Origin of the sequence: Secundilactobacillus malefermentans DSM 5705 = KCTC 3548 (genome assembly GCF_001436395.1) — a bacterium.
Classification (GTDB): domain Bacteria; phylum Bacillota; class Bacilli; order Lactobacillales; family Lactobacillaceae; genus Secundilactobacillus; species Secundilactobacillus malefermentans.
Window position 1 is genome coordinate 76,553 of record NZ_AZGJ01000002.1, and the last position, 12,330, is coordinate 88,882.

Genomic DNA, 12,330 nt, shown 5'->3' on the forward strand with positions numbered 1-12,330 from the left:
GTTGTTTATTTACAAAACAAACTTAATTCATTTTATAAAAAGGTCGGAACGTTTTTCGTCTCGACCTTTTCAACTATGCTTTTAAAATTCTTTCAATCTCAACTAATTCATCATTCGTAAATTCGAGATTTTTCATTGCCTCTAAATTACTTAAAAGATGTTTTGGTTTTGAAGCACCCGTTACGATACTTGCAACCGTTTTACGCTTTAGCAACCATGCAATACTCATTTGAGCAAGCGTTTGGTTCCGGTTTTTGGCAAGTTCGTTTAACTCATTTAGTTTGCCTACAATTTTAGCATTACCGTCTGCAAGAACCTGTGTACTACTCCAATGAATCTTGAAATCGTCTGAAATGCCATTCAAGTATTTATCGGTTAATAAGCCTTCAGCTAACGGACCATATGAAACTAAACCAACGTTATCGGCGTCAAGTTCATCCAATAAACCGTCCTCTTCAACATTTCGATTTAACATGTTGTAAGAAACTTGGTTTACAACAAACGGTGTATGGAATTCCTTGAACCATTTAACCATCTCTTGAGTTTGCTCACGACTATAATTTGAAATTCCAACGTATAGCGCCTTACCATCTCTAACAACTTGATCCAACGCAGCAGCTGTCTCCTCGCTGCTTGTGTTAGGGTCTGGACGATGACTATAGTAGATATCAACATAATCCAGTCCCATTCGTTCTAGGCTATTATCAAGCGCAGTAATTAACGTCTTACGGGAACTCATTTCACCGTAAGGACCAGGCCACATATGAAACCCAGCTTTTGTTGTAATGACTAATTCATCACGATACGGCTTTAAATCTTTCTTGTAGACTTCGCCAAACATCCGCTCTGCAGCACCGGATTCAGGGCCGTAATTATAGGCTAAATCAAAACTGAAAATTCCGCTATCAAAAGCTTTAAGCATAACTTCTTCACTAGCTTTAAAATTGGCATCATCGCCAAAGTTATGCCACATACCAAATGAAATAGCTGGTAGCTGTAATCCACTATTTCCAGCGCGCCTAATTGGCATACGCCCATCGTAACGATTTTCATCAGCTTTGTACAAATCACTCACTCCTTAATAGATAAGAACATAAGTAAATTGTAAAAGATAGAGCACACTCCCGTCAAGCTGTTTCACTTTATATTCAGGAAACTATTTTACATTATCGCTTAAGTTAACCGCTCGACTGATATGTCCATCAGCAGCATCTAATAAACGTTTAGCTTCTTCAATCGTTCCCTTAGTTTCAATCAGCACAATGGCTAATGGAACATTGTTATGAGTTCTTGATAACGCTCTTTCGGCTGCTAAAGTGGAAGTTTCAGTTGCTGCTGCAATAATTCTCTTTGCTCGTTGCATTGTCTTAGCGTTCGTAGGAACTACATTAATCATCAAATTTTGGTAAACCTTCCCTGATTTGATCATAATTCCAGTTGAAAGCATATTTAAAATCATTTTTTGTGCCGTCCCGGCTTTCATCAAAGTGGCACCAGTAATTACTTCTGGTCCCACAATTGGACAAATAACGACGGAAGAAACTTGCTCAAGCGGGCTATCTGCCACACAAGTAATCCCAATTCTTAACGAGCCTACCTCTGCTGCATACGCAAGTGCGCCATTTGTATAAGGCGTATTCCCACTTGCTGTAATCCCAATGACGATATCTTTTTCGGTAAGATTAACTGCTTTGAGATCTTCGCTACCCTGTTTGCTTGAATCTTCAGCACCATCGATTGTCTTAGACATGGCACTTAGCCCACCAGCTACTATTCCAAACGCTTCTTCATCGGCTAGGCCATACGTTGGCTTAAGCTCAGTTGCATCAATGACGCCCAACCGTCCTGATGTACCAGCACCAATATAGATAAGACGACCACCAGAATTGAATTTTTCCACTGCTAGGTCAATTGCCTTTGCGACGTTTGGAAGTTGCTTTTGGACTGCACGCCCAACCCGCTGATCTTCGCGATTCATAATGTCAGTCATCTCAAGGGTCCCTACCTCATCGATGTGGGTTGAATGACGGTTGCGCTGTTCTGTCAGTAAATCTTCGAAATTCATACTTCCGCCTCCAATATTACCTAATACATATCAGTCTCATTGTATCACATATATGTTAGCGCTTTCATAGTTTTTTAAATTTCATATTCGGATTTGCAAGATAATTTCAAAATATCAAAATTGAAAACATTTCTTGATAATATGAATGCTTCTTACATCGATTTAAGCTTAAAGATACCCTCGTTTTCAAGCAATTTCCCAATTTTTAGGAGGCCACTTTCATTCCCTTTCTTTGCTAGAAATTGAACTCCTAAGGGTAAGCCTTCGTCAGTAACATGGGTTGGTAAGCTAATTGCTGGTTGCCCCGTTAGATTTGCCTGCTGTGTAAATGGTGACCGAGTCAAAGCTGGTAACCATTGATCATAGATGAGTTGTTGTTGTGCTTTTGGACTAAATTGAGAAATTTGCGTCAACTTTTGCTGATTTTCAGGACTAATTAAAGGATCACCAACTTTAGGTGCAGGCCAAGCAGTTGTTGGCGTCAGCAGGAAATCATAATCGTTCAAAAACTGATCCATGACGTAACCTGCATGATCCCACTTTCCCAAAGCTTCACTGTATTGAGCAGCGGTAATGTGTTTTCCAGTTTCCCCCAGTGCCCATGTTAACGGCTCCACCTCAGACTGCTGAATTTCTCGTCCAAATGCGACTTTTAAATCATCAAACATGGCGTTTGTCTCACCAGCATTCATTGCGTAATAAGTCTCCATAAGTTCTATTCCATTTAAAGTTGGTGTCGCATTAACGACTTCATGACCGAGTTTTTCTAGAACGTCTGCAACTTCATGAACGGCTTTTTTTGCTTCTTCGGATACGGGAGTTCCAACTGGTGACTCAACACTAATCGCGATCTTTAACTTTGGTAAAGGCTCATCGATAGTCTGCAAAAATCCTGGCTGATATGGCGGAACTTGAAAAACTGCTGCTGACTGGAGAGTCTGTAAGCTGTCTAACAGTGCTGCCGTATCATCCATATCTCTCGTCAGGCCAAAATCAATGGCAGCCCCCTGCCATGAACGCCAATCTGCCGGCCCAACCGGAACCCTACCCCGAGTTGGTTTTAAGCCAATTAACCCGGAAAAAGAGGCCGGAATTCTAATTGATCCACCACCATCACTTCCGGCGGCAATTGGTACAAACCCGGCCGCAACACTGGCTGCTGCTCCGCCACTCGACCCTCCAGGTTGATAATCCAAATTCCATGGATTATGCGCATTTCCGTAAAGCTCCGAATCAGTAATATTTTTAAATCCAAATTCAGGCACATTCGTTTGACCGATAATGATAAATCCAGCACGTTGTAAGGCTTGCACGAAAAAATTTGTTTGAGCAGCAATCTGATCCTTCAATAAAACTGAACCAGCTGTACTTGGTTCCCCCGCAAGGGACTGACCTAGTCCCTTAATTAATAAAGGAACGCCATAAAACGGCTGGCCAGTATCCGTCAAATGGTCACTTTCAAAAATGGCCTTTTCCTTTCTCAGGGTCACGACCGCATTTAAGTTCTTATTTTGCGCAGCTATCCGTTGATAAGCGTCCAATATTAGCTCGCGACTTGAAACATTACCATTTCTGACCAACTTTGCCATTTCTAAACCTGTTCTAAAATCCATAAATATCATCTCCATACCAAGTTGCTTAAACTGAGTTTATCACGAAAGCGCATACATTTCTGCATAAAAAAAAAGCGTTCACCGCTTCTTAGATTAACCTATTTAAGGAAAGCTTCCTTTTCAGCGCGAATCAACGCCCCAACACTTTCTTCATTATAAATTCGTTGAATTGCTTTGCCCATCAAGTTGCCTACTGATACCACAACAAATTTATCACTTTGTTTTTCTTCAGGTAACTTAATTGAATCAGTAAAAACAACTTTCTTTAAAGGTGAGTTGTTTAATTCTTCAACTGCGTTTCCACTAAAAACAGCGTGAGTTGCAACGGCAAATACTTCTGTAGCACCTGCACGTTCCAACGTTTTAGCTGAGTTTGCAATCCGAACCCCAGTATCGATGATATCATCAATTAAAATAGCTCGTTTGCCTTTAACAGAACCAATAACGGCATCAGGAGACGTAGTAGATTCATTATCGTCTCGGTTGTCAATAATCGCAATTGGTGAGTGCAACAGTTCAGCTAATTTTCTAGCATTCGATACGCCGGCATGATCTGGTGACACAATAACAAGATCGTCATCCAACTTATTTTCAACAAAGTACCTTGCCAAAAGCGGTGCCCCTTGCAAATGGTCCATTGGAATGTCAAAGAAACCTTGGAGTTGTGCTGCATGCAAATCTAGTGTGACCATTCGATCAACACCGTCCATCTCCAACATAGATGCAATTAATTTTGCAGTAATTGGTTCTCGTGATCTCGCCTTTCGATCAGCACGCGAGTATCCATAATAAGGAATAACGACATTGATTGAGTTAGCGCTAGCTCTTCTCACTGCATCAATCATAATCATTAATTCCATCAGCATTGAATTAACTGGATTTGAGACTGATTGGATTAAGAAAACATCATCCCCACGGACGCTTTCTTCAATGTTAATTTGAATTTCACCATCACTAAAATGTTTGACTGATGCTTTTCCTAATTCAACTCCCGCTGACTTAGCAATTTTTTCTGCTAATGGTTGGTTAGAATTCAACGCAAATAATTTTAACGTTCCCTTACCGACTTTGTCCGCCATAACGTGCCTCCATCTATTTTCTAATTTGATTATCGCAAGTATTAGTCGCTTGTGCAAGTCATTTAAGCCCGTTTTGGCATAAATTCTTGTGGTGAAATTCCATTCATGCCAATCATCGGATCAATTTTACCGGAAAGAATCATTTCTTCACTTAGTCTTGTATCATGCACGACCTTGGTATCTGCTGATGCTTCAGAAATGTTTTCACTAGGTGTTTCTTCCATCTCACCCTTTTTTTCGGTTTCGACACTTTCCTTTGGCTGATCATCAATGACTGACTGTAGGCGTTCCTTTAGCGTTGTTTTCCGATTAACTGATTGATTTTCAACACATCTTCTAAACGAGTCAGTGTCTCCGAGTAAAATTAACATTTTTTCGGCACGGGTAACTGCCGTATAAAGCAGGTTTCTTTGTAACATCCTAGCATATTGGGGCACCATTGGCAGAATCACCATTTTAAATTCTGACCCTTGAGATTTATGAATTGACGTGCAATATGCCAACGTAATTCTAATCCAATCATTTCTCCCATAGGTGACTTCAGTTTGGTCAAATGCAATGGTAATCTGATCGGATTTAGATTCATTTGCTTTATCGCTGGCCAGATCTATTCCAACAATAATCCCAATATCCCCGTTAAAAACGTTATTTTCGGGACTATTGACAAGGTGAAGAACTTTGTCCCCAATTCGAAACTTTTGGCCTCGAAACTCAACTTCTTTTTGTTGTGAATTTTTGTGCGGATTCATTATCTCTTGAATTGTTTCATTTAGACGATCAATTCCAGCAACACCCCGATACATTGGTGCCAAAACCTGAATATCTGAGGTATCAAATCCCTTCACCTTAGCTTTCGATACAATCTGGCTAATGACCGAGTCAATCTGACCCGCTCCACATGGAATAAAGGAGCGGTCTGCCTGGTTGACTGTAAAATCACTCGGCAATTTCCCCTCTTTGATGCTGTGGGCCAGTGGAATGATGGAGGAACCATCCCCCTGACGATAAATGGTTGTAAGTTCAATCTTATTTATCTCGCCGCTTGCCAATAAATCATGAAAAACTTGGCCCGGTCCAACCGATGGCAATTGATCTTTATCCCCGACCAAAACAACTTGCATACGACTGGGAATTGCCTTTAAAAGACTTTGAAATAGAAATTCATCCACCATCGACATTTCATCAACTATCAGGAGGCCACCCTCAAGTTCATTTGTTTCCACATCTGGATTCTGTTCACGTCCAGTCAGGCCCAATAAGCGATGAATCGTACTTGCGGGTAATCCTGTTGTTTCACTCATTCGTTTGGCAGCTCGCCCAGTGGGGGCAGCCAATAAAACAGGAAATGGCTTATCTTTATATTCATTGATATCAAGCGATAGATTATGCACTCTGCCATATAAATTAACCAACCCATTAATGATGGTCGTTTTACCAGTTCCTGGTCCACCTGTAAGTAAAAAGACCCGGGAATTTATTGCTGCAGTTAAAGCACCTTTTTGGGAATCATCATAGGTAATTCCCAACTGTTTTCCAACGATTCGAAGTTGCTTTTCAATTTGCGAATCTTCAAGTGGCTCTAAAGCTTCATCTTTAAGTAATCGATTTAAATGCTCAGCAATCTGCCACTCGGCATCATACAATTGCTTCAAATAGATTCGATCATGATCCCCAACAACCTTTTGTTCCTTAGCTAAACTAACCAATTGTTCAGCCAATAACTGTGGGTTTATTTCTGTTTGTCGACTATCTTCCAATAACTGTAAGGCCGTCTGCATTAATGGCTTTGCAGTTGTATAAACGTCACCATCCTGCATTGAAAGATCTTCAATCGTTTGTAAAAGTGCTGCTCTCACTCGTTTTGGATCATCATTCTTAATTCCAATTTGGTTTGCAACCCGATCTGCACGTTTGAAATTGATTCCAACAATATCTTCAACAAGTTGATATGGGTTTTCTTTAAGCACATCGAGCGTTTCACCGCGGTATTTCTCAAATATTTTGGCGGTTAATTGACTACCAAACCCATAGCTATTCAGCCCAATAACAATTTGATCCATTCCGTTATTTGCTGTTAGATTTTCTATTAAAACTTCTCTAACTTTTGGCTTCAGATTTAATGGTGCTAAACATTCTGGATCGCCAATTATTTTATCAATTGCTTGTAATCCCAGCAAATCAACAATTCGTTCTGCCGTCTTTTTCCCCAAGCCAGGAAAATCATCGCCAGACAAATAACTAATAATCCCCGTTTTCGAAGTAGGCGTCTCATTTTCATAATTATCAGCTTGAAATTGAGTGCCATATTTAGGATGCGACACCTTTTTACCAACAAATCGATAGGTCGTTTCTTCGCTTATTTCCGCAAAATTGCCTATGACAACAATCTCGTCTTCATGCCAGTCCAAACTAGTTTCTGAAATTTTTACAAGTAACACTTTATAAAAACTATCAGGACTCGTAAAAAAAATGGCAGAGACATTTCCCACCACAAAATTGGACTGTTGGTCGGTTTTATTTTGGTCATCAAATAAATTCATGGATTCTGCCATTTTCCACTATCGCTTCCTTCTTGTTAAGTAGTAACTAATTTTTTCGAGCCTTAATTAATTCTTCAATTCCTACCAACTTGTTTTGTTGCTTTTTAAAATAAGTTGGATCATTCTTCTTCGCCTTTTTAAAATAGTCATCGAACGGCTGTGATAAGACCATCGCTAATAGCCCACGGTCAAAGTTTGCTGCACCATCCTCAGGATCATTTTCTAAAATAATATCAAAGTATTGCGCTGCCTCATCAAAGTTACCTAATGCTAAGAGATTTTCAGCAACCAGTCTATTAGCACTCGAATCTTGTTTAGCCAAATTCTGGGCTGTTAAGGCATAGGCAAGTGCCTGTTTATGATTTCCTAAGCCAATATAGCACTGACTAATCATTAAATACGTGTCTTTTTGTAATTTATCTGATTTAATTTTAGTAAATTCATGGATTGCTTGATCAAATTTCCCAGATTCATAGTAAACGTTGGCCAATCCATAGGTTAATTCATCGGTCGCTTCGCGAGTTTGATTCTTTAATAATCCTTGTGCTTTTAAGAATAGTTCTTCTGCTTGCGCATAGCTCTTTACCTGAGTCAACATGGCTCCTAAATTATAATAAGCGTGGTAATCGGCTGGATTAGCATCAACCTTTGCCACTAATTTCTTCAGAAGCTCCTCGGTTTGTTTTTTTTCATCTTTTCGATTCACTTTTTTATCTGTCATTGTGCTTCTCCTAAATCGTACTTGTTTGATCTAATGCGCCCGTTAAATATTCTGTATCATTCCACTTATTGAGAATAAAGTTTTGACCACCGTCATTGGTTTCTAAAATGGTCGTTGACGTATTTGCCAACCCACCTCGATCTCGCAAATTTGCAAGTGGAATGCCAAGAAGCGCATTAATTTCAGCATTTAAGGCAGCGCCATGACTCACAACTAGTACATTATCAGTTGGCGCATCAAAGTGCTGAGATATCAGTCGAATTGCGGGTGTCATTCGATTGATCACATCCGAAAAGCTTTCACCACCAATTATATTAGCCTTATATGCTTCTGGATGACTTCTAAATGCTTCGAACTCTTCTGGAAATTGATGTTGCACATCTACAAATTTTTGCCCTTCCATTTTGCCAAGGTTAAATTCAGTCAATCGGCTCAGCAAAGTAAGGGGAACTGCATAATCAAACTGAGAAATAATGTTCTGAGCAGTCACCCTTGCCCGTTTAATAGGACTAGCATAAACATGTGAAAAGTTAAACTGACTTAAATAATCACCAGCTTGTTTCATTGCTGTGTAACTTTCGGGTAATAGTGGCGAATCGCCGCCAGATCCTTGGTATCTTGATTCTAAATTCCACTTAGTTTTACCATGTCTTACAAAAAATATTTTCAAATTGATTCCCTCATTCACAAAATTGACATTGCTTTTATTATGCCAGTTTCGGCCCCTAAATTCAAAAAAGGATGTCCCCATTATAGGACATCCCTTCATTATTAAAATTAAACGTATTGTAATTGACGTACTGGGTTATAAGCTGCATCAATGATTGCACTACCCAAGCACTCAGCGCCATCGTAAAATACAACAGCCTGCCCTGGTGTAATTGCCCGAACTGGGTCATCAAATACAACAGTAACCTTCTGACCATCATCGCTAATCTTTACCGTAACGCCGGTATCTTTCTGACGATATCTAAATTTAGCGGTGCAATGGAACTCATTACCACGGTCGATTGAATTAACCCAATGGATATCTGATGCATCAAGGTGCGTCGCATATAAATGCTCATTATGATAACCCTTGCCAACATACAAGATATTCTTCGTCAAGTCTTTGCCAATAACAAACCATGGCTCATTATCCTCACCATCTCCGCCAATGCCAAGGCCACGACGCTGACCAATTGTATAATACATTAGTCCTGCATGATCACCCTTAACCTCGCCGTCAACCGTCATCATTTTACCCGGTGTTGCGGGTAAATAATGGCCAAGAAATGACTTGAAATTCTTTTCGCCAATAAAGCAAATTCCAACTGAATCCTTCTTCTCAGCAGTAGCCAATCCTGCCTCTTTTGCCATTGCTCGAACCTCAGGCTTTGTAATGTCCCCAATTGGAAACATAACTCGGTCTAACTGCTCAGTAGATAGCTGGCTCAAGAAGTACGTCTGATCCTTATTCTGATCAACTGAACGCATTAGGTGCATGTGACCGTTCTCATCACGAGAAAGCTGAGCATAGTGGCCAGTTGCAACATAGTCTGCACCAAGATCAAGTGCGTAATCCAAAAAGGCCTTGAACTTAATCTCTTTATTACAGATTACATCAGGATTAGGCGTTCTTCCCTTCTTATACTCATCGAGGAAGTATGTGAAAACTCGGTCCCAATACTCCTTCTCAAAGTTAACGGAATAATAAGGAATCCCGATATTTGCGGCTACTTTGGCAACGTCCTTGTAGTCCTCAGTCGCTGTACAGACACCGTTTTCGTCAGTGTCATCCCAGTTCTTCATGAAAACTCCTACAACGTCATAGCCTTGCTGCTTTAGTCTCAAAGCAACAACCGAAGAATCAACTCCGCCACTCATGCCGACAACGACACGAGTATTGCTGTTGTCTTGCATTTAAATCACCATCATTCATTTAGATTCTGGAGAATCTACGATTTGAAGGTCGCAAAATCCAGTAATACCTAGTGTAGTTAATTATGACAAGTATTGCAAGCCTGGCGTGTCAATTATTATTTTTGAACCTGTACCACTTCTCGCTCTTCAAGAACTTCTATTAAGTGATTAAATTGTTCAACTAATTTCTCATGAGTCTCGTTTTTAAAAATATTAATATTTTGAAGTCCATTCGCAGTGACCGTTGCTAATTTAAAGCTGCCAAGATCCTTTGAAACCATCATTTTGAGCTTAACGCTTTTTTGGTATGGGGACTCAGGATCTAAAGACCGCTCCAAAACAAAGTTACCCGCCTTACTCTCTACAAAACCAACATCTTTAAGGGTATATTTTTTAATATTGTCACTTAATCGATAAACTTTGTTGTCACCTAAATCAGTTACTTCAGTTGTAAATGCCATTTTAATTAACCTCGCTTCGTTTTTTTAGTCGATTGACGATTTGAGTGATGCTATTAATCAACTGGTTAATTTCATCAGTGGTTGTATTTTTTCCAAAACTGATTCGAATTGATTCCGAAATTCTTGGGCTATCTTGACCATACATTGCTGTCAGAACGTGCGATGGTTCAATGGATCCTGCAGTACATGCAGAACCACCAGAAATGGCAATTCCTGCCAAATCTAAGTTTGTCTGCATAACATAGGTAGAAACTCCCTTGATCCAAATATTTAGAACATGTTGAAGCTCGTTCTTTTCTAGGTCTCCATTGACTGCAAAATCAACGTTATTTTTAGTTAACCCTTCAACAATCTGCTGTTTAAATTCAAAATATTTAATTTGTCTGGCTGCTTTTTCCTCGGGCGTGATTTCTTCAACTGCTTTCGCAAAGCCCGCGATTCCGGGAACGTTCTCTGTACCGGCACGCCGTTTCTCTTCTTGTTGGCCACCCTTTAAAAAGCTTGGAAAGTTTATTCCCTCTCTTTTATAAAGGAACCCAACCATCTTGGGCCCGTTGATTTTATGGGCAGAAGTTGAGAGTAAGTCGATATTATCTCGATTAACATCGATATCTAGTAGACCATAAGCCTGTACTGCATCTGTATGAAACCAGGCTTGATGATCTTTTAGAATTTCGCCAATTTCATGAATCGGCATCACTGACCCAACTTCATTATTACCAGTCATGATTGAGACTAAAATCGTATCATCCCGCAAAGCCTGCTTAAAGTCCTCTAAAGAAATGTGGCCAGTTTCATCTACGGGCAAATAGGTAACCTCATACCCAAGGCTTTCCAAATATAAGAGTGGTTGCAAAATGGCTTCATGCTCAACCGCAGTTGTAATAATGTGCTTCCCTAAATTTTTTCTGGTAAGCGCCGTTTGAATAATGGCAGTATTATCACTTTCAGTTCCACCACTTGTAAACACAATTTCATCATCAGTCGCATTAATGCTTTGCGCAATGATGTGCCGGCTCCGCTCCAAAACAGTATGGGACTCTCTCCCCAAACCATACAAAGTAGAGGCATTTCCATAAACATTCTGTAATTTATCAGTCATTTCAGTTAATACCGCATCAGAAATGGGAGTTGTCGCAGCATTATCTAAATATATTTCCTTCAAACCGATTCCTCCATCTAATATTTTTTAATATTTTTATTTTTCCTCATCTGCAAAAAGTGCTAACAGCATTTTTGCGGATCTCTTACCTGCTTCAATGATGAAATCATCAAAATTAACCCCTGCTTCTTCATCACCAACATCTGACATTGCTCTTACAACCAGATATGGTACATCAAAATCATGAGCAACTTGTCCGACCGCAGCCCCTTCCATTTCACTGGAAAGTGCATCAGGGAAGTATCCTAGGATTTTATCAATAGCTGCTTTTCCAGCAACAAATTGGTCACCCGACACAACCAACCCTAATTTCGTATTTAAGCCAGTTTCCTTAGCAGCTTCAATCATTTTGTTACCCCATTCTTTTGAGGCTTCAAAACGAGCTGGTTGCCCAGGTAATTGACCATATACATAGTCAAATGCTCGTGCATCTGCATCATGATAGGCAGTTTCAGTAGATACCACAATATCACCAATACTTAATCCTTCACCAATACCACCAGCAGAGCCAGAATTAATAATTAAATCAACATCAAAGTTGATAATCAAAAGCGCGGTTGTAATTCCCGCTTCCACTTTCCCAATTCCTGAACGAACAAGCACAACCTCTTGGTTACTGATTGTTCCCGCATAAAATTCAATATCTCTTACTTTAGTAATTTTTTCGTTTTGAAGTGCGTCGCGAAGAGACTTAATCTCTTCATCCATTGCACAAATCACACCATATTTCATTATTATCCCTCACTAATCTACAAAAAATAAAATCCTCGATTTAAAATTGAAGTGC

General features: G+C 39.8%; 11 protein-coding genes. All 11 read right to left on the minus strand.

The window, feature by feature from the left end; all coding sequences use genetic code 11:
- Positions 1-73: 73 nt before the first annotated feature.
- The 11 genes from FD44_RS00955 to FD44_RS01005 all read right to left on the minus strand — a co-directional run bounded on the left by FD44_RS00955 (position 74) and on the right by FD44_RS01005 (position 12,275).
- Positions 74-1,066 carry an aldo/keto reductase gene (locus tag FD44_RS00955; RefSeq protein ID WP_010620094.1) on the minus strand — a complete coding sequence of 331 codons (993 nt, stop codon included), beginning with the start codon at positions 1,064-1,066 and terminating at the stop codon, positions 74-76.
- 90 nt (positions 1,067-1,156) lie between these two features.
- The gene (murQ, locus tag FD44_RS00960; protein ID WP_010620095.1) at positions 1,157-2,065 is read right to left on the minus strand and encodes an N-acetylmuramic acid 6-phosphate etherase; all 909 of its coding nucleotides are present in this window, start codon (positions 2,063-2,065) and stop codon (positions 1,157-1,159) included.
- Positions 2,066-2,217: 152 nt separating this feature from the next.
- On the minus strand, positions 2,218-3,678 hold the full coding sequence (locus FD44_RS00965) for an amidase (RefSeq protein ID WP_010620096.1): 1,461 nt from the start codon (positions 3,676-3,678) through the stop codon (positions 2,218-2,220).
- A 98-nt stretch (positions 3,679-3,776) separates the two neighbouring features.
- Positions 3,777-4,757: a ribose-phosphate diphosphokinase gene (locus FD44_RS00970; RefSeq protein ID WP_010620097.1), complete on the minus strand. Its 981-nt coding sequence runs from the start codon at positions 4,755-4,757 to the stop codon at positions 3,777-3,779.
- A gap of 62 nt (positions 4,758-4,819) precedes the next feature.
- Positions 4,820-7,309 (minus strand): SF1B family DNA helicase RecD2, encoded by a 2,490-nt coding sequence (gene recD2, locus FD44_RS00975; protein WP_010620098.1) that lies wholly within the window; start codon positions 7,307-7,309, stop codon positions 4,820-4,822.
- 34 nt (positions 7,310-7,343) lie between these two features.
- Positions 7,344-8,018 (minus strand): tetratricopeptide repeat protein, encoded by a 675-nt coding sequence (locus FD44_RS00980; RefSeq protein ID WP_010620099.1) that lies wholly within the window; start codon positions 8,016-8,018, stop codon positions 7,344-7,346.
- Between the two features lie 10 nt (positions 8,019-8,028).
- Positions 8,029-8,688, minus strand: a complete 660-nt coding sequence (locus FD44_RS00985; RefSeq protein ID WP_029327567.1) for a histidine phosphatase family protein — start codon at positions 8,686-8,688, stop codon at positions 8,029-8,031.
- Between the two features lie 107 nt (positions 8,689-8,795).
- Positions 8,796-9,920, minus strand: coding sequence for a tRNA 2-thiouridine(34) synthase MnmA (mnmA, locus tag FD44_RS00990; protein WP_010620101.1), 1,125 nt, complete (start codon positions 9,918-9,920; stop codon positions 8,796-8,798).
- Between the two features lie 116 nt (positions 9,921-10,036).
- Positions 10,037-10,381, minus strand: a complete 345-nt coding sequence (locus FD44_RS00995; RefSeq protein WP_010620102.1) for a DUF1831 domain-containing protein — start codon at positions 10,379-10,381, stop codon at positions 10,037-10,039.
- A 1-nt stretch (position 10,382) separates the two neighbouring features.
- The gene (locus FD44_RS01000; protein WP_010620103.1) at positions 10,383-11,546 is read right to left on the minus strand and encodes a cysteine desulfurase family protein; all 1,164 of its coding nucleotides are present in this window, start codon (positions 11,544-11,546) and stop codon (positions 10,383-10,385) included.
- A 33-nt stretch (positions 11,547-11,579) separates the two neighbouring features.
- A complete protein-coding gene (locus tag FD44_RS01005) occupies positions 11,580-12,275 on the minus strand; it encodes a 5'-methylthioadenosine/adenosylhomocysteine nucleosidase (RefSeq protein ID WP_010620104.1) in 696 nt (231 codons plus the stop codon).
- Positions 12,276-12,330: the final 55 nt, after the last annotated feature.

Coding starts and splice junctions, on each gene's coding strand:
- FD44_RS00965 (WP_010620096.1), bottom strand. CDS start 3,678: ATGGATTTTAGAACAGGTTTAGAAATGGCAAAGTTGGTCAGAAATGGT.
- FD44_RS00995 (WP_010620102.1), bottom strand. CDS start 10,381: ATGGCATTTACAACTGAAGTAACTGATTTAGGTGACAACAAAGTTTAT.
- murQ (WP_010620095.1), bottom strand. CDS start 2,065: ATGAATTTCGAAGATTTACTGACAGAACAGCGCAACCGTCATTCAACC.
- FD44_RS00970 (WP_010620097.1), bottom strand. CDS start 4,757: ATGGCGGACAAAGTCGGTAAGGGAACGTTAAAATTATTTGCGTTGAAT.
- recD2 (WP_010620098.1), bottom strand. CDS start 7,309: ATGGCAGAATCCATGAATTTATTTGATGACCAAAATAAAACCGACCAA.
- FD44_RS01005 (WP_010620104.1), bottom strand. CDS start 12,275: ATGAAATATGGTGTGATTTGTGCAATGGATGAAGAGATTAAGTCTCTT.
- FD44_RS00980 (WP_010620099.1), bottom strand. CDS start 8,018: ATGACAGATAAAAAAGTGAATCGAAAAGATGAAAAAAAACAAACCGAG.
- mnmA (WP_010620101.1), bottom strand. CDS start 9,920: ATGCAAGACAACAGCAATACTCGTGTCGTTGTCGGCATGAGTGGCGGA.